The following is a 23,410-nucleotide window of genomic DNA, read 5'->3' as shown; positions in this document are numbered from 1 at the left end:
GTTTGGCGGCTCGGCGCGCCTTGCCCGGCGCGCTGACGAAAAACGCCCGGGCACAGCCGGGCGTTCGAAGCTGCGAGACGATGCCTTCAGGTCAGGCGATGGTCTTGCCAAAGGCGACCGAGGTGTCGGCCATGCGGTTGGAGAAGCCCCACTCATTGTCGTACCAGGACAGCACCGAAACGAAGTTGCCGTCCATGACCTTGGTCTGGTCGAGCGCCAGGATCGACGAGCGCGGATCGTGGTTGAAGTCGATCGACACATTCGGATGATGGGTGACGCCGAGAATGCCCTTCAGCTTGCCGTTGGAGGCGGCGATCACCGCTTCGTTTATCTCCTGCACGGTGGTGGCGCGCTTGGCGATGAACTTGAAGTCGACGACCGAGACGTTGGGGGTCGGCACGCGGATCGAGATGCCGTCGAGCTTGCCCTTGAGGTCGGGCAGCACCAGGCCGATCGCCTTGGCCGCACCGGTCGAGGTCGGGATCTGCGACAGGGCAGCCGCGCGGCCGCGGTAGAGATCCTTGTGCATGGTGTCCAGCGTCGGCTGGTCGCCGGTGTAGGAGTGGATCGTCGTCATCATGCCCTTTTCGATGCCGACGGTCTCGTGCAGCACTGCGGCGAGCGGCGCCAGGCAGTTGGTGGTGCAGGACGCATTCGAAATGACGATGTGGTCCTTGGTCAGCTTGTCGTGGTTGATGCCGTAGACGACGGTGAGGTCAGCACCTTCGGCAGGCGCGGAGACGACGACGCGCTTGGCGCCGGCGGTCAAATGCGCGGCAGCCTTGTCGCGGGCGGTGAAGATGCCGGTGCATTCGAGCGCGATGTCGATGCCGAGCTCCTTCCACGGCAGCTGCGCCGGGTCCTTGATCGCGGTGACCTTGAAGGTCTCCTTGCCGACGGTGATCTGGTCGCCCGAGACCGACACTTCGTGCGGGAAGCGGCCGTGCACGCTGTCATAGCGCAGCAGATGCGCGTTGGTCTCGACCGGGCCGAGGTCGTTGACGGCGACGACGTCGATGTCCTTGCGGCCGGATTCATGGATGGCGCGCAGGATGTTGCGGCCGATGCGGCCAAATCCGTTGATGGCAACTCTGACGGTCATTTTACTCTCCCTGGGAGCTGGAGGCGGCAGATGGGTCCGCAGCTTCATAGCGGCGGATGGCACAAGAATCCAGCCGCAGAAGGCCGAATTTAAATCGATTAGGTTGGTCCAGCCCCGCGAATCCGCCTTGGAGGTGCGCGGGACTGACCCTGATCTTACTTGCCGTGCAGGCGGGCTTCCGCCGCCTTGGCCGCGGCTTCGGCGGTGATGCCGAAATGCGGGTAGAGCTGCTCGATGGTGCCGGAAGCGCCGAAGCCGGTCATGCCGATGAAGATGCCGTCGGAGCCGATCAGGTGATCCCAGCCCTGGCGGATGCCGGCCTCGATCGCCATCTTGATCGGCGCGTTGCCGATCGTCTCCTTGCGATAGGCGTCGCTCTGCTGGTCGAACAGTTCGAAGCAAGGCACCGAGACGACGCGGGTCGGGTGCCCATGCTTTTCAAGCAAATCACGGGCGCCGAGCGCGATCTCGACCTCGGAGCCGGTCGCGAAGATCGTCACCGCCGCTTCGCCGCTCGCCGCGGCCAGTTCATAGGCGCCCTGGCTCGAGAGGTTCCTGGCCGAGTGCTCGGTGCGCACCGTCGGCAGGTTCTGGCGGGTCAGCGCCAGGGTGGACGGGGTCTTTTCCGATTCAATGGCAATCTGCCAGCATTCGGCGGTTTCCACCGCGTCGGCCGGACGGAAGACATTGTGGTTGGGGATGGCGCGGAGCGCCGCCAGGTGCTCGACCGGCTGGTGGGTCGGGCCGTCTTCGCCCAAACCGATCGAATCATGGGTCATGACGAAGATCGAGCGGATGCCCATCAGCGACGCCAGCCGCATCGACGGACGGGCATAGTCAGAGAAGCACATGAAGGTGCCACCGTAGGCGATGAGGCCGCCATGCAGCGTCAGGCCGTTGAGGGCGGCCGCCATGCCATGCTCGCGGATGCCGTAGTGGACATAGCGCTGGCCGTAATCGTCCGGCGTGATGTTCTTGGTCTGGCTGGTCTTGGTGTTGTTGGAGCCCGTCAGGTCGGCAGAGCCGCCGATGGTTTCCGGCACCGCGCCGTTGATGACTTCCAGCGCCATTTCCGACGATTTGCGGGTGGCGACCTTCGGCTTGTCGGCCGACAGCTTCTTCCTGTAGTCGGCAATGACGGCATCGAAATTCGACGGCAGCTTGCCGGCGAGGCGGCGCTCGAACTCGGCCTTCAGCTCGGGCTTGGCCTTGGCGAGCCGGCCTTCCCAGTCGGTGCGCGGCTTGACGCCGGCCTTGCCGGCGGTGCGCCAGGCGTCGAGAATGTCGGCCGGAATTTCGAAGGGCGGCGAGTCCCAGTTGAAGAATTTCCGCGCGCCTGCGATCTCGTCGGCGCCGAGCGGCGAACCGTGCGCCTTGTTGGTGCCGGCCTTGGTCGGGGCGCCGAAGCCGATGGTCGTCTTGCAGGCGATCATCGTCGGCTTGTCGGAATGGCGGGCGGCTTCGATGGCGTAGGCGATCGCCTCGGGGTCGGTGCCGTCAATGTGGCTGGCATTCCAGCCCGAGGCCTGGAAGCGGGCGACCTGGTCGGTGTTGTCTGCAAGCGAAACCGGACCGTCGATCGAGATGTTGTTGTTGTCCCAGAAGACGATCAGCTTGTTGAGCTTGAGGTGGCCGGCCAGCGCGATGGCTTCCTGGGAAACACCTTCCATCAGGCAGCCGTCGCCGGCCAGCACATAGGTGTAGTGGTCGACGAGGTCGTTCCCGAAGGCGGCGTTCATGATGCGCTCGCCGAGCGCGAAGCCGACCGAATTGGCGAGACCCTGGCCGAGCGGGCCGGTCGTCGTCTCGATGCCGGTGGCATGGCCGTATTCGGGATGGCCGGCAGTCTTGGAACCCAGCTGGCGGAAATGCTTGATCTGGTCGAGGGTCATGTCCTCGTAACCGGTCAGATGCAGCAGCGAGTAGAGCAGCATAGAACCGTGGCCGGCCGACAGGATGAAGCGGTCTCGGTCCGGCCAATGGGGGTTCTTCGGATCATATTTCAGAAAGCGGGTGAACAGCACTGTGGCGATGTCGGCGCAGCCCATGGGCAGGCCGGGATGGCCGGACTGGGACTTCTCGACGGCGTCCATGGAGAGAAAACGGATCGCATTGGCCATCCGGTCATGTTGTTCACGCGACGTCATGGTACCTCCGGGGTGGGGATTTGTGGGCTTGGCAGAGCCCAGGAAAGAGTGCGCGACACATAGCAGCCACGGGCTTTTAGTCAACAAATCGGCTGCACATTTGCCGGTCTTGTGATGGCTTTGAGACCTTATGGGGCGACCTACATTAGCGTTAGCGGGGGACAGTCGCGAGAGCTTTGTTGACGTTGCCTTCACCCGGTGCCTAATGTTTCCTTGTTAACGCGTTCTGAACGCGAAGCGATTCGGTGATGGGCAGGGCACAGGACAAAGGCCATGACCGGCGAAACCACACTCAAAGAAGTCATCCACAGGCTGGGCAAGGCCATCGAGGGGCTGGAAAACGCCGTCGCGGCCAAGCTCGAGCACGAGCGCGACTATTCCGAAGCCGAGGCTGAGGTGCAGCGCATGAACGCCGACCGTTCACGGCTGGCGCAGGAACTCGACAATTCCGAAGCCCGCGCCGAACGGCTGGAAGATGCCAACAAGGAAGTGTCGCGCCGCTTGGTGACCGCCATGGAAACCATCCGCGCGGTGCTGGACAGGTAGGAGCTGCAGGCCATGGCACAGGTCACGGTTTCCATCGACGGCAAGCAGTATCGCATGGCTTGCGACGAGGGTCAGGAAGAGCACCTGATCGACCTCGCCGAGCGGTTCGACCGTTATGTCTCGCATCTGAAGGATTCGTTCGGCGAGATCGGCGACCAGCGGCTGACGGTGATGGCCGGCATCATGGTGATGGACGAGCTTTCGGAGCTGCAGAAGCGGGTCAAGGGCATGGAGACCGAAGTGCAGACACTGCGCAAGACGCGCGACGAAGCGCTGACCAAGGCCGACAAGAACGACACCGTGCTGACCAGCGCGCTCGGCGCGCTCGCCCAGCGCATGGAAGACCTGGCCACGTCGCTGGCGGTCAACAAGGCCTGAGTCTTCCCCGCACAAACGAAAGATTGTCGGCCCAACGTCGGTCCGTAGAACGAAAGTGCTCGTTCGGTCGCCAATAATAGTTTCCTATTGTCCTGCAGCCGCGATTTTTGCGCTAAGATGCGGGAATGCCGGAGCGTTGACGCCGTCCACGGCCGCTCCTGACGAAATCTGTTGCTGGGGAATAATGCCATGAGCCTTCGTATCAACGACATCGCGCCTGACTTCACCGCCGAGACCACGCAAGGGCCGATCAAGTTTCATGACTGGATCGGCGACGGCTGGGCGATCCTGTTCAGCCATCCGAAGAATTTCACCCCGGTCTGCACCACCGAGCTGGGCACGATGGCGGGGCTCGAAGGCGAGTTCAAGAAGCGCAACGTCAAGGTCATCGGCATTTCCGTCGATCCCGTTGCGAGCCACGACAAGTGGCAGGCCGACATCAAGACGGCGACCGGCCAGACGGTGAACTACCCGCTGATCGGCGACAAGGACCTCAAGGTGGCCAAGCTTTATGGCATGCTGCCGGCGGGCGCCGGCGAGACGTCGGAAGGCCGCACGCCGGCCGACAACGCCACGGTGCGCTCGGTCTATGTCGTCGGGCCGGACAAGAAGATCAAGCTGGTGCTGACTTACCCAATGACGACGGGCCGCAACTTCGACGAGATCCTGCGCGCGGTCGATTCCATGCAGCTGACCGCCAAGCACCAGGTGGCGACGCCGGCCAACTGGAAGCAGGGCGAGGATGTGATCATCACCGCCGCGGTTTCGAACGAAGATGCGGTCAAGCGTTTTGGCGCTTTCGAGACGATCCTGCCCTATCTCAGGAAGACCAAGCAGCCGTCAGCCTAGGTTTTCTCCGTCGGAGCTATTTCGGGCTTCAGTCCTATTTGTGGCAAGGCGTGCTTGACCGGCGCGCTTTGCCAGATGACCATGCTCTTGTTCAGCCCCGACGGAGAAAACGGTTCCTGTCGGGCAAGGGGCAGGGGAGCCGGATATTGGACATCGCTTCGGCCAAACCTGAGGTCGCCGGCTTCTACGACAAGCCGACCGGCGCCATCCAGTATGTCGTCACCGACCCGGTGACGAGACGCTGCGCCGTCATCGACCCGATCCTCGACTTCGACGAAAAATCCGGCGCGACGGCGACGAAGAATGCCGACGCCTTGCTGGATTTTATCCGCGAAAACGGGCTGGAGCTCGAGTGGATCCTGGACACCCATCCGCATGCCGATCATTTCTCGGCGGCGCACTATCTCAAGGAAAGGACCGGCGCGCCGACGGCGATCGGCGACAGGATCGTCGAAGTCCAGGCGCTGTGGAAGGCGATCTACAACTGGCCGGATTTCCCCGCAGACGGCTCGCAGTGGGACCGGCTGTTTGGGGAAGGCGAGACGTTCCTGATCGGCAACCTGCCGGTCAAGGTGCTGTTCTCGCCCGGCCACACGCTCGCCTCGATCACCTATGTCATTGGCGACGCAGCCTTCGTCCACGACACGCTGTTCATGCCCGACAGCGGCTCGGCAAGGACGGACTTTCCCGGCGGCAGTGCCGCGCGGCTGTGGCATTCGATTGAGGGCGTTCTGGCGCTGCCGGACGAAACGCGGGTGTTTGTCGGCCACGACTATCAGGCCGGCGGCCGCGAGCCGCGCTGGGAGAGCACGGTCGCCGAGCAGAGGGCGAAGAATATCCACCTCGTTGCGGCGCGCAGCGAAGCCGAGTTCGTCGACTTGCGCGAAGCGCGCGACAAGACACTGCCGATGCCGCGGCTGATCCTGCATGCGCTGCAGGTCAACATGAATGGTGGACGGCTGCCGGAACCGGAGGCCAATGGGAGGCGGTATCTGAAGTTTCCGCTTGATGGGCTTTGAGAGGGCAGTTGGCGAAGCTGCCGATCTCCCCCCTTGCGGGAGAGATGCCCGGCAGGGCAGAGGGGGGTGCTGTCCCGCTGACCTGTCAGTCGGGTAGCTGTGCCGTCAATTCCGATAGGGTAGCCAAAACCGAAGTTGGCGATCCTTCACACCCCCCTCTGTCCTGCCGGACATCTCCCCCCGCAAGCGGGAGATTGGATGTCAAGAATGCTTTCGCCAATCGCCAGCGTAAGCGTAAGACATAAAAAAAGGCGGCGCCGGTTTCCCGACGCCGCCTTCTGTTCCTTAGCCGAACCCAGCTTTACGCCGCCGGCTGCGCCTCGATCGTGCGCAGCGCCTGCATCTGGCGCTTGGCGGCGGCCTTGACCGCGTCCTGCACCTTCTCGAAGGCGCGCACCTCGATCTGGCGCACGCGCTCCCGGCTGATGTCGAACTCGGACGACAGCTCTTCCAGCGTCAGCGGCTCCTCGGCGAGGCGGCGGGCCTCGAAGATGCGCCGCTCACGATCGTTGAGCACGGCCAGAGCGCCCGACAGCATGCCGCGGCGGTTTTCCAGCTCGTCCTGCTCGATCAGCATGTCTTCCTGGCTTTCGTGGTCATCGACCAGCCAGTCCTGCCATTCGCCGGATTCACCTTCGCTGGCGCGGATCGGCGCGTTCAGCGACGCGTCGCCCGACAGGCGGCGGTTCATCGACACGACTTCGGCTTCCGACACGTTCAGCCTGGTGGCGATCTCGGTGATCTGGTCGGGCTTGAGGTCGCCATCGTCCAGCGCCTGGATCTTGCCCTTCACCTTGCGCAGGTTGAAGAACAGGCGCTTCTGATTGGCGGTCGTGCCCATCTTGACCAGGCTCCACGAGCGCAGGATGTACTCCTGGATCGAGGCCTTGATCCACCACATGGCGTAGGTCGCGAGGCGGAAGCCACGCTCGGGTTCGAATTTCTTGACGGCCTGCATCAGGCCGACATTGCCTTCCGAGATCACTTCGCCGATCGGCAGGCCGTAGCCGCGATAGCCCATGGCGATCTTAGCGACGAGCCGAAGATGGCTGGTGACGAGCTTGTGCGCAGCGCTGGTGTCTTCATGCTCGGCGTAGCGCTTGGCGAGCATGTACTCTTCCTGCGGCTGAAGCATGGGAAAGCGGCGGATTTCTTCCAGGTAGCGGCTGAGGCCGCCTTCGCCGGAAACAATACTGGGTAGTGACTGGGCCATGATAGCGCCCCCTCTCTATTGGAGTGATGCCCCCGAAACGCGGCGGGCATGTGACGCGAGCACCAAAAGGCTCGCCCGCGGCAGCTGATTTATATAGGAACAAAACCAGAAAAGACAGGCATTTGTTCAACACGAAACAGTGTGTCACGCTGAAGTGAACAATGCCGCTCAGGTTTTAGCTGGCTTGTTTAGACGCAATTCCGGACGGAAAACCGTTTCACACTTTTCCTGGAATTGCTCGGGTTCAGAGTTTGCGAAAGCCGCCGACGAGTTCCTCCATGTCCCCCGGTATCGGCGCCTCGAACCTCATCGATAAATGGGTAGCCGGGTGCCGAAATGCAAGGAGCCAGGCATGCAAAGCTTGCCTGGAAAATGCCTTGACCTGACCCTTCAGCCGCTCGGGCAGCCGGTTGGCCTTGGTGCGGAAGGCCTGGCCGTAATCGGGGTCGCCGATGACGGGATGGCCGATATGGGCCATGTGGACGCGGATCTGGTGGGTGCGGCCGGTTTCCAGCCGGCATTCGACCAGGCTGGCGGTGGCGAACGCCTGCTGGCCCTCGCCGAAACGCTCCTTGACGGTGAAATGGGTCACGGCGTGGCGGGCATCGTCACGGCCTTCCGGCACGACGGCGCGGCGCACGCGGTCGGCGGCACGGCCAAGCGGCGCATCGACCGTTCCGGCCGGCCGCGACGGGATTCCCCAGACCAGCGCCAGATAGGCACGTTCGAGGTCGCCGGTGCGGCCGTGGTCGGCAAAGGCCTCCGACAGCGCCTTGTGGGCGCGGTCGGTCTTGGCCACCACCATGACGCCGCTCGTTTCCTTGTCCAGCCTATGGACGATGCCCGGCCGCCTGACGCCGCCAATGCCGGAAAGACTGTTGCCGCAGTGGTGGATCAGGGCGTTGACCAGCGTGCCGGTCCAGTTGCCGGCGCCGGGATGGACGACGAGGCCGGCCGGCTTGTTGATGACGATCAGCTCGTCGTCCTCATAAAGCACGTCGAGCACGATGGGCTCGCCTTGCGGTTCGGCCGGTTCCGGCTCGGGCATGACGACCGATACGCGCTCGCCGGCACTCATCTTGCGCTTGGTCTCGTCGACCGGCTTGCCGTCGATCGAAACGGCACCTTGCCGGATCAGCATCTGCACCCGGCTGCGCGACATGTCAGGCCCGAGGGCGCTCGCCAGCCACTGGTCGAGGCGCTGGCCGGCCGCTTCCGCGCCGGCTTCGAGCACGGTCGGCGCCGCCTCTATGAATTGTCCAGCCTCTATCAATTCAGGGGTCTCTTCGCTATGAGCGCTCATCGAAAAAAGTTCCGGAAAGTTCTGCCATGGCCCGGCCCGTTGCCGATGAAGAAGAAAAGCCGCTCGATCCCGAGATCGAAAAGGTGCGCGGCAGGCTCATCCGTTTCATGGCCATCAATCTCGGCCTGCTTTTGCTGGCCCTTATGGTGGTGATCGCGGCCATTGTCTACAAATCGCGCAAAGCGCCGCCCGCGAACCCGCCGCTCGCCAACGACATTCCAATTCCGCCCGGCGAGCCGCTCGCGGCCGACATAGTGCTCCCGGTCGGAGCCAAGGTGATCAGCCAGGCTCTGTCGGGCAATCGAATTTCAATCGACGCCGAGCTCAGCGACGGCAGCCGCACCATCTTCGTCTACGACATCGCCGAGCGCCGTATCATCGGCCGCTTCGCCATCCGCAACAAATGAGCGGGCCGAAACAATGACCGGGTTTGCCGACCATCGCCGCATAGCAACCGTTACGCTCGTCGTCGCCGATTATGACGAGGCGATTGCCTGGTATGTCGGCAAGCTTGGCTTTGCGCTCTGCGACAACATCGATCTCGGTGACAGCAAGCACTGGGTGACGGTGACGCCGTCGGCCGGGCAAGGCCCCCGGCTGCTTTTGGCGGAAGCGTTGGACGATGTGCAGAAAAGCCGCGTCGGCGACCAGACCGGCGGCCGCGTGGTTTTGTTTCTCGAAACCGACGATTTTGCCAGGGACCATGCGACGATGCTGGAAAACGGCGTCGATTTCCATGAAACGCCACGCCATGAGCCGTACGGCACCGTGGCGGTTTTCGCCGATCTCTACGGCAATCTGTGGGACCTGATCGAGCCGAAACGCTAAGTCCGCAAACCGAGATTGCACAGAAGCGGTCCGGCCGTTCGAAGCCCAGTTGCTTTTTCCAAACCGTCAGCCTATATCGCCGGTTCTTGAACGCGCCCATCGTCTAGCGGTCAGGACACCGCCCTCTCACGGCGGGAACAGGGGTTCGATTCCCCTTGGGCGTACCAAGCAACCGCTTTCCTTCCGCATCATCGACAATTTCGGGCAGCAGCCGCGCGGATCGCGTGTGACCGCGAGGGTCGGCGGCATCAGCGAAAACCCGGCAAATCCGCGTCACAGATACACCCAATTTAAGTCAGACCGCGACGCTTGAAAGCGTAGCGATCTCTGTTACTTGCGGTGCGGGGATAGCATCTGCGGCAACGCGGATTTGGTTGGGCATAGCAGGTATGAGTTCGGCAAAAATGATATGCCCGTGCTGTCACGGCAGCGGGCAGGTTTTCGATTGCTTGAAATGGCGCGAGTCGAAAGGGCATTGCTGCCCGCAAGGCACGCATCGGGCCGGCTGTCCCGGGCAGACCATGGCATGCGCCGAATGCGCGGGCCTGGGCACGCTGGCGGAAGCCGAGCTCAGAGCGGTCGCGTAGCCTCAGGTCATGCAACCTTAAGTCTCTTTCACCATCCAGCGCCGGCAGTCTCCGCGAGCTTCTGGCGCGGCGCTGCCAATTGCACTAGCATCATGTACGAAGCCTCGCCAAAGGGCGTTGCGGCGCGCAAGACGCCGGGGAACATAGGCGAGGGTCGGCGAGGAGGAGACCGATGCAGAAACTGCAGTCGCAGGGCGTCCATCACATCACCCTCGTCGGCGCCGGCCGCCAGACCTCGATCGATTTCTGGGAGGGCGTGCTCGGCATGCCGTTCATTTTCGAGCAGCCCAACCTCGACAAGCCAAGCGAAAGCCATCTTTATTTCGATCCCGGCGACGGCAGGCTGATCACCGTCTTCACCGACGAGAGCCGCACGCCGGTCAAGCGGCGCACGCCCACCGAACCGGGCTGCGTCCATCATATTGCGTTCTCGGTGTCGCGCGTGACCTTCCTGCAGGCGGTCGCCCGGCTCGACGAGCGCGCCATCAAGCACAGCGGCGTCAAGGATCGCGGCTTCATGGATTCGATCTATTTCGAGGATCCGCTCGGCCTCTTGATCGAGCTGGCGTCCTATCGCTTTGAGCCGCCGGCCGGCTTCACCCACGCCGATGTGCTGATGCAGGCGCACAAGCTGCGCGTTGCGCGCGGCGACTACAACATCGCCGAAGTGCACCTTGCCGACGCGATCCAGACGCTGGTCGAGTGGTCGCGCGAGACCTTGTCGGACGACCGGACGCCGAAGAATCCATACTGACGGCCAGCAAAAGGGGAGGACCATAATGGCAAAGACAGTTAAGAGCGCTGGCAAACCAGCGGCCAAGCCAGCAGCAAACGCGGCAGCGAAGCCGGCGGCAAAAGCGGCGGTAAAGGCCGCGCCGAAGGCAGCCGCAAAGCCGGCCGCGAAAACCGCGACGAGGCCGGCTGCCAAGAAATCCGCGCCGAAGCCCAAGGCGGCGAAAAAACCGGCGCTGAAGCTCTCGATGCTGAAGCCAAGCGTCAACAACATGACCGTCCGGGTGTTTGCCCGTGCGGCCGGGTTCGACGCCGCCGAGACCGACGCCTGGGGCCACACGCGCTCGCCCGAATATATGGCGCGCAATCCGGCGCATCTGACGCCGATGATCGAGGACAAGGGGCTGCCGCGCGGCGTGCTGTGGGAGAGCTGTGCCATCATGCAGTATCTCGCCAACAAGCACGGGCTGGAGAAATTCTATCCCAAGGCACCGGCCAAGCGGGCGATGGTCGACAGCGCCATGTTCTACCTGATCGGCACGCTCTACCCGTATGTGGCGCGCGCCACCTATCCGGCGCTGGGTTTCCCGCACTATGCCGGCGAGGTCGGCCATAGCGACGCTCATCCGGAGAAGAAGTCCGAGGCGCAGAAGGCCGCCATGGCGGCGATTGCCGAGCCGCTGGAGGTGTTTCACTCCTTCTTCAGGGACGGCAAGCCGTTCATCGGCGGCAAGCACCCGTCGATCGCCGACATACGCCTGGCATCGACGCTGGAGTTCCTGGCCGTCATCGACTATGCGCTGCCAAAATGGGCCAAGGAGTATGTCGCTGCGATGGAGAAGAAACTCGGTAAGGCCTATGCCGAGCCGGCCGGCGACGTGCGCGGCTACATCGCCTATGTGAAGTCGCAGGCCAGCGCGCAACGCTAAGGATTCATTAACCAGAACGCTGTCTATTGAAGGCACCGCGCGACCACGGATGTACTGGCGCAAGGGTGAAGGGAAAGGTCGGCGCAATGCCGGCCTTTTGCTTTTCGCCGATGCGCCATCAGGCACGTCTCATGCTGTAAAGTCCGACATCAGGCATATTGCCATCGTCTGCTTCGACCCTACCATCATGGTCGGCGGACGACACACGAGGAGCTTTGCGATGAAGGGCGTAGCGAGAGTGTTTGCGATTGCCGGTGTTGTGTTGGTCGGAGGCTACCCGTGCAATGCCGCGCCGCTCGACACGATGGCGGAGGTCGGCGATGCCATCCAGGCGTGCTGGACGCCGCCGGCGGGTGTTGGAAATGCCAGCGTCACCTTGAGCTTCAGCTTCAAGCGCGACGGCACGCTGATCGGTCCGCCGCGGCCGACGGCGATCAAGGTCGATGGCGATGCCGATACCAGGAAGTCATTCGTCGACGCCGCAACCACTGCCCTGCAAAAGTGCCTCCCGTTGAGCTTCTCGCCGACGCTGGCGCAAGGCGTCGCGGGCAATGTCTTCACCGTGCAATTCGCTTCGCCCAAGCAGTAGGCGAGCGGGCGAGCGTTTCACCGTTTTCACAGAAACGGCGACCCCCTCTCTCGTTGTCTTGACGCAATTCCCAGGGGAAAGCGCTACGCGCTTTTCCCGGAAAAACGACTCACACTTTTCCTGAAGTTGCTCTGATCAGTTGTGCGGGCGTCTGATATCGACATGCCGCTGCAGTTCCGGCGTCTCGAAGACGTAGTCGGCCCAGGCGGATTCCGGAATCTGTCCGGCCAGATAGCATTCCAGCAACAGGCTCTGTTCGGGATCGAGCGCTCTCGGCGCCCGCTCATGGTCCAGCCCCAGCGAGTGGAACAGGTTCCTGGTCAGGCCAGAGACAGTGAAGTGAATAGACATCTTCGTCTCCTTTGCCCGACACAACGCGAGACACCGGAGAAAGGTTTCATCCGCAAGGGCCCGATAACGCGGGATCGATGATTGCGGCGGCCCGGGCTCGCCCGAGCCTGGCCTCGTCGCAATCTTGAAACAAAAGTGTAATAGCGAATTTACAGGAACCGGCATAATACACTCGGCATAAAATACCTGGCGGTTGCTGGCGTCTCTTGAATTAGACTTACCTCACGCATTGAGGCTCAATCGGCTGGAGCGGCGATCGGCTCCACAGGGGTACAAGGACCAGGTGTCGCCGATGATGCGTTTGTGGCTTGTAGTGACCTTTGCACTGGTGTCGGCAAGCGTCCTCGGCATTTCGGCTTCCCTTGCCGATCCATGCGCCGCGCTCAGGAGCCAGCTGGCACCGTCCGGCCGCAGCGGCGGGATCAGCTCCGAGCTTGCGCAGCTGCGTCGCCAGCTTGCGGCGATCCAGGGGCTGGAGAGGCAACGCCGGTGCACGGCGCAAAGTGCGGTGGGGGGCTTCTTCAATGCTTGCGCCGACCTCGCCAAAAGCCGCACACAGGTGCAACGCCAGATCGCCGGCGCCGCGATTTCGCGCCGGGATGCGTCCGGACTGCAGGCCAGGCTCGTCGCGCTCGGCTGCACGCCCGCCGCCGGGCAACAAAGACAGCGTCCGGCTGGCGCCATGATCGGCAGCAATTCGATGCTGTTTTGCGTTCGTCTCTCCGACGGCTATTTCTTCCCGGCGCCGAAATCGCAGTTCGTGCAAGGCGGCGATGTCAAGGAGATGGTCGATCAGTGCCGCTACATCTGCGACGATGCCGGCGTCGACCTGTACACGCTCAGTGATCCAAGCCTTGAAACCGAAGAGATGGTCGCGCTCGATACGCGCACATCCTACAAGGACCTGCCGACGGCCTTCAAATATCGCAATGATGCGAACTTCAGGGCCTGCGACCTCAAGCGCTATCACCGGCGCGTTGCCGAGCTGAGAGCGCGCACGGTGACGCCAGCCAATATGGCCAACGCGATCATTCCTTTGCCGTCAGCGAAGCCGGATCTTGGCACCGTGGCGCAACTTCTCCAGCCTGGCGCAGACGCTGCAGAGGCCAGGGGCGCCGCCCAGCGACAATCGGTCGAGCCATTGGCCGGCTCGCGGCCGGTCAGGGTGGTCGGGCCGGCTTTCTTCCCGGCGGAGTAACCTGCGCCTAGAGCGTTTCACCGTTTCACCGAAACGGCGAACCGCTCTATGTCTTTGTTTTACGCAATTCCGGACGGAAAACCGTTTCACAGTTTTCCTGGAATTGCACTAGTACCAGCTATTCGCAAACCATCCTGTAGCGTTTGCCGGGTTCGCTGACATTCTTGCAGGTGAGCGGATTGGCCGGTTCGGAAGCCATGCTGGGAGGGCTGGACCTGACGTGCCGCCTTGGCGCAGCTATTTGTGTCGTGTGCCTGCGTGCCGCGGGCCGGTAGGGCTCCTGCGGCGGCGGCGTCGGAAACACACCGGCTGCCGCCTGCATCCGGCTGGCCTCAGTCTGCGACGGATCGCGATCCCAGACCCGCCTGATATCGAGCGGCTTCGGGATCACCACCGTGCCGTCATAGCTGCGTGCGCAGCCGCTGCCCGCAAGCAGCGCCATGCACAGGAAACAAGGCACGATCCAACCGGTCATCAGCAACACCCCCGCCGACTTATAGCCCGGCCGGGGTTCCGCCGACAACCGGCGGAATACCGCAGGGCAATGTGGCTCTGGCCGCAGTCTGGATTGGTTATGGTTAGCGGATCATTAATGCTTCTCGGGCACATTCCGCCGGCGAACCGCTGAGGGGGTTCGGCCTTGGCTTTCGGGGTGGGAACGGGATGGCTGACGGGACTGTTGGAACACGCGGCGGACGCGGTTCCCGAAAAGGGGTGGTGAACGGCGAGGATACGTCCGTCGGGGGTTCGCCCGAAGCGCTGCGCGAACTGGTCGGGGCCGGCGCCGACTGGGTCTGGGAGACCGACGCCGAGCTGCGCTTTTCCTGGCTTTCGGAGAACTACCAGGCCGCCACCGGCATCGATCCCGCCAGCATTCTTGGCCGTTTCCGCTTCGATTTCCTCAAGCAGATGGTGCACGGCAATCGACACGCCGCCGCGCATCTGGAGGATCTGCAGGCGCATCGGCCGTTTCGCGACTTTGTTTATGAGTTGAAGGGCGGCCGTCCCGGCTGCCGCTGGGTTTCGATCACCGGTTCCCCGCGGTTCGACGGCGAAGGCGAATTCATCGGCTATCGCGGCATCGGCCGCAACGTCACGGCACTGGCCGGTGCGCTGGACGAACTGCGGCAGGACGAGAGCGATCCGCCGGCCGGCGAGGCTACGCAGCACCTCGCCGATCTCGAGCGGACAATGGATGCCATGCATATGGGCGTCGTGGTGCTTGACGCGAAGTTCGACACGCTCATCGTCAACAAGGCCTATCGCGAGCTCTCCAGGATTCCCGACGGCGCCGTCACGGTCGGCGCGCCGTTCAGCCTGTTGATGGAACTCAACCGCCGCAACGGCATCTACGGCGATCTCGATGAACAGCAGTGGCAGCACTACCTAGCCACCCGCATCGAGGAGATCAGCGCCGGCTCGGTTGCGCCACGCGAATTTCTCCATGCCAATGGCAGGACGATGATGTTCTCCGTGACGGCGTTGTCCGGCGGCAAGCGGCTGTTGACCTACTACGACGTCTCCGAGCTCAAGCGTCGCGACGCCGAGATCGAGAGTGCCAACGCCAAAATTACGGAGACCTTCGCCAATCTTCGCACGATGGTCGACCAGATGCCGATCGGCGTGCTCGTCCTCGATGCGGAGATGCGCGCGGAGGTGATCAACCGCGCCTTCTATGATTTCTGGGAAATCGATCCCCGACGCGCCGGCATCGGCTGCGGCTTCCGCGAACTGATGCAGGCCAGCCGCGATATGGACCCTTACGGTGCTGACGATGCCGAATGGCAGGGCCACATCGCCGAGCGCGAAGCAGAAATCTCGGCCGGCCTGGTTGGCTCCAGGCAACTGCCACGCAATGACGGCCGTACGCTGATTGCCTCGCTGGCGCCGCTCGCCGGCGGCAAAAGGCTGATCTCCTATGTCGACGTCACCAACATGAAGGATCGCGAGGCTGAACTCGCCCAAGCGCTGGAGAAATCGCGGCTGGCCGAGGCGGTGATCAACGGCGTCAAGGACCCGATCTTCGTCAAGGACGACAATCTGCGTTTCGTCTTCGTCAATGAGGCGTTTTCGGCACTGTTCGGACAGAGCCCGCAAGCGATGCTGGGCAGGCCCGGCGGCGACTTCCTCAAGCAAAAGGACGCCGCGCAATTCGAAGACAGCGAACGCGCCGTGCTGGCGACCGGCACGCCCTACGAGGTCGAGGAGACTTTCGACGCCGAGGGCGCCAGCCGCTCGCGCATCGTGCGCAAGAACCGCGTCGGCATGCCCAGTGGCCGCAACTATGTCGCCGGTTTCCTGTTCGACATTTCCGACATGAAGCGCCGCGAGACCGAGGCCGAGGACGCCCGCAAGAACCTCGCCACGGTGCTGGAGTCGCTGCCGGCGGCCGTCATCATCTATGACCGCGACGACAAGTTCATCTTTGCCAATCGCAAGCTGCAGGACACGCTGCCGGCGCTGAAACCGGCATGGCAGCCCGGCCGCAGCTTCCGCGAGGCCCTGGAACTCGGACATTCCGTGGGATATTTCCGCTTCAGCGGCGATCCGGAGACCGACAAGCTCTATGACGGCGATCGAGACATCTGGCTGGATGCCATTCTCGCCCGCTACCGCCTGCCGAACTCCTCCTACGAACGGTGCAATCCCGACGGCCGCTGGTATCAGGTCTACGATATGCGCACCGAGGACGGCACCTTCATCGGCGTGCGCGTCGACATCTCGGAGATCAAGAGCCGCGAAAAGGCGCTGCAGGAAAGCATGCGCCAGATCGACCTGTTCCGCCACGTCATGGACGAACTGCCGGTCGCCGCCTTCATCAAGGCGCAGGATCTGAGCATGGAATTCGTCAACAAGGCCTGGTGTGCGTTGACCGGCATCCCCAAGGAGGAGGTCATCGGCCGGACCGATCTCCAGCTTTTCGGCATCGACGACGCCGAAACCTACACCCATGACGACACCGAGGTCGTCGTCACCGGCCGCGGCCGCGAGATCGAGGAGCCCGTTACCCATCGCGACGGCACGGTGCGGCAATTGATGACGCGCAAGAGCCGGCTGGTGGCGCTCGACGGGTCGGTGCACCTGGTCGGCTCCAGCACCGACATCACCGACGTCAAGGCGCGCGAGCAGGCGCTGGAAGAGAGCATGCGCGAGAACGAGGTGTTCCGCAATCTCATCGACAACGTGCCGGTGTCGATCTACGCCAAGCGCTCCGACCTCAGGCAGCTCTACGTCAACAAGGGCTGGTGCGACCTCACCGGCCTCCGCAGGGAAGACGCGATCGGCAAAACGGACATCGAGATTTTCGGCGAGGACGGCGAAGCCTTCGTCAACAGCGATCTCGCCGTGCTGCGCACAGGCGATACACAGGAGATCGAGGAAACGGTGACGCTTGCCGACGGCAGCGTGCGCCACCAGTTCGCCCGCAAGGGCGCGATGATCGCGTCCGACGGTTCGCTCTATCTGATTGGGTCGACCACCGACATCACCGAACTGAAGCTGCGCGAGGCCGAACTGCGCGAGGCGCGCCAGCGCGCCGTGCTGGCCGACCGCGCCAAGTCGGAATTCCTGGCCAATATGAGCCACGAGATCCGCACGCCGATGAACGGCGTACTCGGCATGGCCGAGTTGCTGGCCAAATCCGACCTCGATCCCAAGCAGAAGACGTTCACCGACATCATCGTCAAATCGGGTAACGCGCTCTTGACCATCATCAACGACATACTGGACTTCTCCAAGATCGATGCCGGACAGCTGGTGCTCGACCCTGCGCCCTTCAACCTGCCCGAAGCGATCGAGGACGTGGCGACGCTGATATCGACCCGCGCCAAGGAGAAGGACCTCGAGCTCATCGTGCGCGTCGAGCCGGGCCTGGAAAGCCTGTTCGTCGGCGATGTCGGTCGCGTCAGGCAGATCGTCACCAATCTGGTCGGCAACGCGGTGAAGTTTACCGACGAAGGCCACGTGCTGGTCGACGTGACCGGACAAAGGGGGCCGACGGGGACAAAGCTTACCGTTTCGGTCACCGACACCGGCATCGGCATTCCGCAGCAGAAACTGAAGCTCGTCTTCGAAAAATTCAGTCAGGCCGACACCTCGTCGACCAGACGCCACGAAGGCACAGGGCTCGGGCTCGCCATCACCTCGCGGCTGGTCGAGTTGATGGGCGGCGAGATCGGTGTCGAGAGCGCCGAAGGCAAGGGCTCGACCTTCTGGTTCACCGTGACATTGCCCAGGGCCGAGGAACAGACCGGACGGCGGATCATGCCGGTCGACGTGACCGGCTCACGGGTGCTGATCGTCGACGACAATGCCGTCAACCGATCGATCCTGAGCGAGCAGATGGCGTCATGGACCTTCGATTCCTGCGCCGCCGAAAGCGGACCCGAAGGGCTCAAGGTGCTGGTCGCCGCGGCTGCCTACGGCGTGCCGGTCGACTGCGTCGTGCTCGATTATCAGATGCCGGGGATGAGCGGCGCCGAAATGGCGCGCGTCGTGCGCAACACCGCAGGGCTGGCCGACACGCCGATCATCATGCTGACCTCGGTCGACCAGTCGCTCGCCAACACCAGCTATCGCGATCTCGGCATCGACGCCCAGCTGATCAAGCCGGCGCGTTCCTCGGTGCTTCTGGAAACGCTGGTCGCCACCATCCAGCGGCACCATCACAATATCACGGACGCCCGTGTGCTGCCGGCGGCAAGCAGCGGTTCCGGCGGCGGCAGGAACGAACCGTCGCCGGCAAAGCCGCCGCTCGCTGCCTCGGAACGCGCCCTGCTGCAACCGCCGCCGGTTCGTGCCCGCGCCCGGGCCGCCGGGGATGAACGCCGGCTCGACATCCTCGTTGCGGAGGACAATGAAGTGAACCAGATGGTGTTCACCCAGATAATCGGCGAAACCGGCTACAGTTTCGAAATCGTCGGCAACGGCCGCAAGGCGCTTGATGCCTTCGGCCGGCTTAATCCGCGCATGATCCTGATGGACGTCTCGATGCCGGAGATGAACGGGCTCGAGGCCACCGCCGCAATTCGCCGGCTTGAAGAACATACGGGTATGCATATCCCGATCGTCGGCGTCACCGCGCATGCCTTGAAGGGCGACCGCGAGCGCTGCCTGGAAGCCGGCATGGACGACTATCTGCCCAAGCCGATCAGCCCCAGGGCGCTGCTCGAAAAGGTCGAGCGCTGGGTCGGCATATCAGGCGAAGCCCAACGAGACGCTGGATAGCAACCTGCGGCGCCGGCCGGGATTCGGCCGCGCCGCAACAGCCAAGGCTATGGTGCGATCGCACCATATCAAAGCTGGCGCCCAGTCAGGACAATGGTCGCGACGAAACCGCTCATTCAGTTACGGGCGGGAGCAAGCGACCGCCGACAAGAAACAGCGTCGAATCTACCCCAACGGACCTGTTTTTGGCGATGGCTTGGCCAAGATTCGCTCTGGCCACGGGCAACGCGCTCCCGTCCGGTTTTTCTTTCTCGGCATCGCGGCCTGCGATGTGCCGGGACTTGGTGCCAGCACGAATCGCGCAAGCGTCTGATTCCAGCGGCAACTTCCATCCCCACAAACCGGCTTAAAGGCTGCGGCTCACGAGGCGTCTGTGCGACGTTACCGGGCTGACACGAAACTGTCATGCGACTGTAATAATCGAAGGCTATTGGCCTCAGCGGGCGCCGGTTTGAAGAGGGCGCCAAGAGACCATCTTCCGAACAGGAGCAGGCCACATGAAGAAATTCCTCGTTACGGCATCGGCCGTGGCGGTAGCGTTCGCCGTATCGTCCGGTGTCGCCGCTGCGCGTGACCAGATCCAGGTCGCCGGTTCGTCGACCGTGCTGCCTTACGCCAAGATCGTCGCCGAGCAGTTCGGCGAAACCTTCACCAACTTCAAGACCCCGGTGGTCGAGTCCGGCGGCAGCGGCGCCGGCATCAAGGAGTTCTGCAAGGGCGTCGGCGAAGACACGATCGACATCGCCAACTCCTCGCGCCCGATCAAGAAGGACGAGCTGAAGTCCTGCGCCGACGCCGGCGTCAAGGACGTCCAGGAAGTCCGCATCGGCTATGACGGCATCGTCTTTGCCACCGACATCAAGGGTCCGGACTGGGCGCTGGTTCCCGCCGACATTTACAAGGCGCTCGCCGCCAAGCTGGTGGTCGACGGCAAGCTGGTCGACAACCCGAACACCAAGTGGAACCAGGTCAATCCGAAGCTGCCCGACTGGGATATCGCCGCCTATATCCCGGGTGAGAAGCACGGCACCCGTGAAGTGTTCGAGACCAAGCTGCTCGACGCCGGCTGCGACAAGGCCGCTTTGAAGGCTGCCGGCATCGCCGACGACAAGGAAATCGGCAAGACCTGCATCGCCATCCGCAAGGACGGCAAGGCTGTCGACATTGACGGCGACTACACCGAGACGCTGGCCCGCATCGACTCCAACAAGAGCGGCGTTGGCGTGTTCGGCCTCGCCTTCTACGAGAACAATGCCGACAAGCTGAAGGTCGCTACCGTGGAAGGCATCGTGCCTTCGACGCAGACCATCGCCGATGGCACGTACCCCGTGTCGCGGCCGTTGTTCTTCTACGTCAAGAAGGCGCATCTGGGCGTCGTTCCCGGCCTCAAGGAATATGTCGAGTTCTTCCTTGATGACCAGATGATCGGCCCGGAAAGCCCGCTCGCCCAGTACGGCCTGGTTTCCGCTCCCGACGCCGAACGTCAGGGCCAGCGCGACGCCTTCGCCGCCGGAAAGACAATGTAATCAACGGACGGATCAGGGGCGCGGATGAACTCCGCGCCCTGATTTCGCCGCTTGCCGCAACGGCGGCGGCGATCTGAATTTTCCCTGGGGTGGGTTATGTCGTCCTTGCTCGTACTCGCCATAGTCATTGCCATAGGCGTGGTCGCTTTTGTGGTCGGCCGCCAGCGCGCCGCGGCGCTGGATACCGGCAAGGTCAAGCCGCATTCGCGCGCGCATTATCATGGCTGGTGGGCCTTTCTGCTCGCGGTCCTGCCTGCCGTCCTTTTGCTCGCCGTCTGGGATATCGGCTCTTCCTTCTATCTCGACCGGCATATCCATGCCGCTTTGCCCGAGCGCACCGCCGACACAAAGGTCGCCAGCGAAGCGCTCGACGCCAGCCTGGTGAAGAGCCTGGCCAAGGGCCTGCGTCGGCTCGATGGCGATACCGCACTTCCCGCTACTTTCGCCGAATTGCAGCCGCTGCTCGCCGCCAAGGGCGTGGCACTGGCCAGCGACACCCAGGACTATATGATCCCGATCGCGGTCGAGGCGAACCAGGTCCAGGACCGGCTCGGCCTGTTCGGCGCCGTGCTGACCTTCGCTCTGTCGATCGCCGGCGCCTTCTATGCGCTGAGGCAGATCGCGCCGCGCGCCAGGGCGCGCAACAACGTCGAGAAGCTGATGCTGTGGGGGCTGCTTGCGGCCTCGACCATCGCCATCCTGACCACGGTCGGCATCGTGCTGTCGATGCTGTTCCAGACCATCACCTTCTTCGAGAGCGTGTCGCCGATGAGCTTCTTCTTCGGCACGGTGTGGGATCCGCGTTTCGCCGCCGCCGGTTCCGGCGGCAGCCAGGGTCAGTTCGGCCTGATCCCGCTTCTTGCCGGCACGCTCTACATCGCCGCCGTCGCCCTTCTGGTGGCAGTGCCGGTCGGGCTGATGTCGGCGGTCTACATGTCCGAATATGCCTCGCGCGGTGTGCGCTCGGTGGTCAAGCCGGCGTTGGAACTGCTGGCCGGCATTCCGACCATCGTCTACGGCATCTTCGCCGTTGTCACGCTCGGACCGTTCTTGCGCGACCTGTCGGCGGCACTCACCGGCGGCTCGCCCTTCATCCAGGGCCAGAGTATCTTCACCGCCGGTCTGGTGATGGGCGTCATGCTGATCCCGGTCGTGTCCTCTTTGTCCGACGACATCATCACCGCGGTGCCGCGCGCAATGCGTGACGGCTCGCTCGGCCTCGGTGCCACGCGCTCCGAGACGATCAAGCGGGTGATCCTGCCGGCGGCACTGCCCGGCATCGTCGGCGCCATCCTGTTGACGGCGTCGCGCGCCATCGGCGAGACGATGATCGTCGTGCTGGCGGCGGGCGTCGCCGCCAATCTGACGGCCAATCCGTTCGAGGCGATGACGACCATCACCGTCAAGATTGTCAACCAGCTGACCGGCGATCTCGAGTTCAACTCGCCGCAGACGCTGGTCGCCTTCGCGCTAGGCCTGACGCTGTTCGCGCTGACGCTGGTGATGAACATCGTCGCCCTCTACATCGTGCGCAAGTACCGGGAGCAGTACGAATGACCGACATCCCCCTGGACACGATGGCGGGTGCCGTCGCGCGTCCGCGCCGCGACATCGGGCTGAAGGCGCGCTATGCCGCCGAACGCCGGTTCCGCATCTATGGCGTGATTGCGATCTCGGTGGGCCTGGCGTTCCTGGCCATCATGCTGATCACCATCGTCTCGAAAGGCTACACCGCCTTCTGGCAGACGACGGTGACGCTGCCGGTCACCTTCGACGAGAAGGTGATCGATCCCTCCGGCAAGCGCGCCACCGACCCTACCGTGCTGATCAAGGCGAACTATCCCAAGCTCGCCGAAAACGCGCTGGTGGCCAAGCTCGGCATCGATCCGGCCAACAGGCCGATGATGCTGAAGCTCAAGGGCTTCCTGTCGGAAGGCGCCCGCGTCCAGCTGCGCGACATCGTCTCCGCCGATCCGTCGGTGATCGGCAGGACGCGTGACGTCGACATCCTGGCTGCCGCGAACCTCGACTCGGCCTTCAAGGGTCAGATCGACCTCGGCGTCGATGAAGCGCGCCGCAAGGTGTCCAACCAGCAGATCGACTGGATGAACAAGCTTAAAGCCGACGGCGTGATGGCCGAGCATTTCAACACCGGCCTGTTCAGCTATGGCGCCTCCAGCCGGCCCGAGACGTCGGGCATGGGCGTGGCCATCATCGGTTCGTTCTACATGATGGTGATCGTGCTGTTGCTGGCGCTGCCGATCGGCGTCGCCGCCTCCATCTATCTGGAGGAGTTCGCCAAGAAGAACCGCTTTACGGACCTGATCGAAGTCAACATCAACAATCTCGCGGCGGTGCCGTCGATCGTCTTCGGTCTGCTTGGCCTTGCCGTGTTCATCAACTTCCTCGGCATGCCGCGCTCGGCTTCCTTCGTCGGCGGCCTGGTGCTGACCTTGATGACATTGCCGACCATAATCATCGCCACGCGCGCCGCCCTTGCCGCGGTGCCGCCGTCGATCCGCTCGGCGGCCCTAGGTCTCGGCGCCTCCAAGATGCAGATGGTGTTCCATCACATCCTGCCGCTTGCCGCCCCAGGCATCCTTACCGGCACCATCATCGGCCTGGCGCGTGCGCTCGGCGAGACAGCACCGCTGCTCTTGATCGGCATGGTCGCTTTCGTCGCCGATTATCCGACGACGCCTTTCGATCCGGCGACCGCGCTGCCGGTTCAGATCTATATGTGGGCAAACGAGGCTGAGCGCGCTTTTGTCGAGCGCATGTCCGGCGCCATCATCATCCTGCTCGTCTTCCTCATGGCCATGAACATCACCGCGATCGTGCTCCGGCGCCGGTTCGAGCGGCGCTGGTAGAAAAAAGGCAATTTGGT

20 protein-coding genes and 1 tRNA gene are annotated in these 23,410 nt (G+C 63.2%); 15 read left to right on the top strand and 6 right to left on the bottom strand.

What is annotated here, in order from left to right:
* Nucleotides 1-91: 91 nt before the first annotated feature.
* Both gap and tkt read right to left on the bottom strand, forming a co-directional pair.
* Nucleotides 92-1,102: a type I glyceraldehyde-3-phosphate dehydrogenase gene (gene gap, locus NKJ88_RS21050; RefSeq protein ID WP_023683984.1), complete on the bottom strand. Its 1,011-nt coding sequence runs from the start codon at nt 1,100-1,102 to the stop codon at nt 92-94.
* Nucleotides 1,103-1,257: 155 nt separating this feature from the next.
* The gene (gene tkt / locus NKJ88_RS21045) at nt 1,258-3,249 is read right to left on the bottom strand and encodes a transketolase (protein WP_023683983.1); all 1,992 of its coding nucleotides are present in this window, start codon (nt 3,247-3,249) and stop codon (nt 1,258-1,260) included.
* Between the two features lie 273 nt (nt 3,250-3,522).
* Between tkt and NKJ88_RS21040 the strand changes: the two genes are divergently transcribed.
* The 4 genes from NKJ88_RS21040 (at nt 3,523) to NKJ88_RS21025 (ending at nt 6,041) form a co-directional block, all read left to right on the top strand.
* Complete coding sequence (locus NKJ88_RS21040; protein WP_023670128.1) at nt 3,523-3,795, top strand: DUF4164 domain-containing protein; 273 nt, start codon at nt 3,523-3,525, stop codon at nt 3,793-3,795.
* A gap of 12 nt (nt 3,796-3,807) precedes the next feature.
* Entirely contained in the window at nt 3,808-4,173 is a 366-nt protein-coding gene (locus NKJ88_RS21035; RefSeq protein ID WP_023670127.1) for a cell division protein ZapA, read from the top strand.
* A 189-nt stretch (nt 4,174-4,362) separates the two neighbouring features.
* Complete coding sequence (locus tag NKJ88_RS21030) at nt 4,363-5,022, top strand: peroxiredoxin (RefSeq protein WP_023683982.1); 660 nt, start codon at nt 4,363-4,365, stop codon at nt 5,020-5,022.
* Nucleotides 5,023-5,168: 146 nt separating this feature from the next.
* Complete coding sequence (locus NKJ88_RS21025; RefSeq protein WP_352445271.1) at nt 5,169-6,041, top strand: MBL fold metallo-hydrolase; 873 nt, start codon at nt 5,169-5,171, stop codon at nt 6,039-6,041.
* Nucleotides 6,042-6,342: 301 nt separating this feature from the next.
* Here NKJ88_RS21025 and rpoH read toward each other — a convergent pair whose 3' ends face one another.
* Both rpoH and NKJ88_RS21015 read right to left on the bottom strand, forming a co-directional pair.
* A complete protein-coding gene (gene rpoH, locus NKJ88_RS21020; RefSeq protein ID WP_023670124.1) occupies nt 6,343-7,254 on the bottom strand; it encodes an RNA polymerase sigma factor RpoH in 912 nt (303 codons plus the stop codon).
* A 244-nt stretch (nt 7,255-7,498) separates the two neighbouring features.
* Entirely contained in the window at nt 7,499-8,557 is a 1,059-nt protein-coding gene (locus tag NKJ88_RS21015; protein WP_023748341.1) for an RluA family pseudouridine synthase, read from the bottom strand.
* 26 nt (nt 8,558-8,583) lie between these two features.
* Here NKJ88_RS21015 and NKJ88_RS21010 point away from each other — a divergent pair, with 26 nt between their 5' ends.
* From NKJ88_RS21010 to tolA, 6 genes are all read left to right on the top strand, one after another.
* The gene (locus NKJ88_RS21010) at nt 8,584-8,964 is read left to right on the top strand and encodes a hypothetical protein (RefSeq protein ID WP_023748342.1); all 381 of its coding nucleotides are present in this window, start codon (nt 8,584-8,586) and stop codon (nt 8,962-8,964) included.
* Between the two features lie 13 nt (nt 8,965-8,977).
* Nucleotides 8,978-9,385, top strand: coding sequence for a VOC family protein (locus tag NKJ88_RS21005; protein ID WP_352445268.1), 408 nt, complete (start codon nt 8,978-8,980; stop codon nt 9,383-9,385).
* A 92-nt stretch (nt 9,386-9,477) separates the two neighbouring features.
* Nucleotides 9,478-9,552, top strand: a tRNA-Glu gene (locus NKJ88_RS21000).
* A gap of 592 nt (nt 9,553-10,144) precedes the next feature.
* The gene (locus NKJ88_RS20995; protein WP_352445267.1) at nt 10,145-10,726 is read left to right on the top strand and encodes a VOC family protein; all 582 of its coding nucleotides are present in this window, start codon (nt 10,145-10,147) and stop codon (nt 10,724-10,726) included.
* A 25-nt stretch (nt 10,727-10,751) separates the two neighbouring features.
* Complete coding sequence (locus NKJ88_RS20990) at nt 10,752-11,633, top strand: glutathione S-transferase family protein (RefSeq protein ID WP_352445266.1); 882 nt, start codon at nt 10,752-10,754, stop codon at nt 11,631-11,633.
* Between the two features lie 220 nt (nt 11,634-11,853).
* Nucleotides 11,854-12,222 (top strand): cell envelope integrity protein TolA, encoded by a 369-nt coding sequence (tolA, locus tag NKJ88_RS20985; RefSeq protein WP_023690097.1) that lies wholly within the window; start codon nt 11,854-11,856, stop codon nt 12,220-12,222.
* Between the two features lie 135 nt (nt 12,223-12,357).
* Here tolA and NKJ88_RS20980 read toward each other — a convergent pair whose 3' ends face one another.
* Nucleotides 12,358-12,573, bottom strand: a complete 216-nt coding sequence (locus NKJ88_RS20980; protein ID WP_023690098.1) for a hypothetical protein — start codon at nt 12,571-12,573, stop codon at nt 12,358-12,360.
* A gap of 292 nt (nt 12,574-12,865) precedes the next feature.
* Between NKJ88_RS20980 and NKJ88_RS20975 the strand changes: the two genes are divergently transcribed.
* Entirely contained in the window at nt 12,866-13,771 is a 906-nt protein-coding gene (locus NKJ88_RS20975; RefSeq protein ID WP_023737394.1) for a DUF2865 domain-containing protein, read from the top strand.
* A 118-nt stretch (nt 13,772-13,889) separates the two neighbouring features.
* Here the strand turns inward: NKJ88_RS20975 and NKJ88_RS20970 are convergent, their stop codons facing one another.
* The gene (locus NKJ88_RS20970; RefSeq protein ID WP_023670115.1) at nt 13,890-14,246 is read right to left on the bottom strand and encodes a hypothetical protein; all 357 of its coding nucleotides are present in this window, start codon (nt 14,244-14,246) and stop codon (nt 13,890-13,892) included.
* Between the two features lie 188 nt (nt 14,247-14,434).
* On the opposite strand from NKJ88_RS20970, the gene NKJ88_RS20965 reads away from it, so the two are divergent.
* The 4 genes from NKJ88_RS20965 to pstA all read left to right on the top strand — a co-directional run bounded on the left by NKJ88_RS20965 (nt 14,435) and on the right by pstA (nt 23,393).
* A complete protein-coding gene (locus NKJ88_RS20965) occupies nt 14,435-18,997 on the top strand; it encodes a PAS domain-containing hybrid sensor histidine kinase/response regulator (protein WP_502904760.1) in 4,563 nt (1,520 codons plus the stop codon).
* Nucleotides 18,998-19,494: 497 nt separating this feature from the next.
* Nucleotides 19,495-20,523 carry a substrate-binding domain-containing protein gene (locus tag NKJ88_RS20960; RefSeq protein WP_352445262.1) on the top strand — a complete coding sequence of 343 codons (1,029 nt, stop codon included), beginning with the start codon at nt 19,495-19,497 and terminating at the stop codon, nt 20,521-20,523.
* Nucleotides 20,524-20,619: 96 nt separating this feature from the next.
* Nucleotides 20,620-22,080: a phosphate ABC transporter permease subunit PstC gene (gene pstC / locus NKJ88_RS20955; protein WP_352445261.1), complete on the top strand. Its 1,461-nt coding sequence runs from the start codon at nt 20,620-20,622 to the stop codon at nt 22,078-22,080.
* Nucleotides 22,077-23,393: a phosphate ABC transporter permease PstA gene (gene pstA, locus NKJ88_RS20950; RefSeq protein WP_023734647.1), complete on the top strand. Its 1,317-nt coding sequence runs from the start codon at nt 22,077-22,079 to the stop codon at nt 23,391-23,393. Before pstC ends, pstA begins: the two co-directional genes overlap by 4 nt.
* The last annotated feature ends 17 nt before the right edge of the window (nt 23,394-23,410 follow it).

The sequence above is a fragment of the Mesorhizobium sp. M0016 genome (assembly GCF_040324035.1).
GTDB lineage: Bacteria > Pseudomonadota > Alphaproteobacteria > Rhizobiales > Rhizobiaceae > Mesorhizobium.
This window is presented reverse-complemented; position numbering and strand designations above follow the sequence as displayed.

Coding starts and splice junctions, on each gene's coding strand:
- gap (WP_023683984.1), bottom strand. CDS start 1,102: ATGACCGTCAGAGTTGCCATCAACGGATTTGGCCGCATCGGCCGCAAC.
- tkt (WP_023683983.1), bottom strand. CDS start 3,249: ATGACGTCGCGTGAACAACATGACCGGATGGCCAATGCGATCCGTTTT.
- NKJ88_RS21040 (WP_023670128.1), top strand. CDS start 3,523: ATGACCGGCGAAACCACACTCAAAGAAGTCATCCACAGGCTGGGCAAG.
- NKJ88_RS21035 (WP_023670127.1), top strand. CDS start 3,808: ATGGCACAGGTCACGGTTTCCATCGACGGCAAGCAGTATCGCATGGCT.
- NKJ88_RS21030 (WP_023683982.1), top strand. CDS start 4,363: ATGAGCCTTCGTATCAACGACATCGCGCCTGACTTCACCGCCGAGACC.
- rpoH (WP_023670124.1), bottom strand. CDS start 7,254: ATGGCCCAGTCACTACCCAGTATTGTTTCCGGCGAAGGCGGCCTCAGC.
- NKJ88_RS21015 (WP_023748341.1), bottom strand. CDS start 8,557: ATGAGCGCTCATAGCGAAGAGACCCCTGAATTGATAGAGGCTGGACAA.
- NKJ88_RS21010 (WP_023748342.1), top strand. CDS start 8,584: ATGGCCCGGCCCGTTGCCGATGAAGAAGAAAAGCCGCTCGATCCCGAG.
- NKJ88_RS21005 (WP_352445268.1), top strand. CDS start 8,978: ATGACCGGGTTTGCCGACCATCGCCGCATAGCAACCGTTACGCTCGTC.
- NKJ88_RS20995 (WP_352445267.1), top strand. CDS start 10,145: ATGCAGAAACTGCAGTCGCAGGGCGTCCATCACATCACCCTCGTCGGC.
- NKJ88_RS20990 (WP_352445266.1), top strand. CDS start 10,752: ATGGCAAAGACAGTTAAGAGCGCTGGCAAACCAGCGGCCAAGCCAGCA.
- tolA (WP_023690097.1), top strand. CDS start 11,854: ATGAAGGGCGTAGCGAGAGTGTTTGCGATTGCCGGTGTTGTGTTGGTC.
- NKJ88_RS20980 (WP_023690098.1), bottom strand. CDS start 12,573: ATGTCTATTCACTTCACTGTCTCTGGCCTGACCAGGAACCTGTTCCAC.
- NKJ88_RS20975 (WP_023737394.1), top strand. CDS start 12,866: ATGATGCGTTTGTGGCTTGTAGTGACCTTTGCACTGGTGTCGGCAAGC.
- NKJ88_RS20970 (WP_023670115.1), bottom strand. CDS start 14,246: ATGACCGGTTGGATCGTGCCTTGTTTCCTGTGCATGGCGCTGCTTGCG.
- NKJ88_RS20965 (WP_502904760.1), top strand. CDS start 14,435: ATGGCTGACGGGACTGTTGGAACACGCGGCGGACGCGGTTCCCGAAAA.
- NKJ88_RS20960 (WP_352445262.1), top strand. CDS start 19,495: ATGAAGAAATTCCTCGTTACGGCATCGGCCGTGGCGGTAGCGTTCGCC.
- pstC (WP_352445261.1), top strand. CDS start 20,620: ATGTCGTCCTTGCTCGTACTCGCCATAGTCATTGCCATAGGCGTGGTC.
- pstA (WP_023734647.1), top strand. CDS start 22,077: ATGACCGACATCCCCCTGGACACGATGGCGGGTGCCGTCGCGCGTCCG.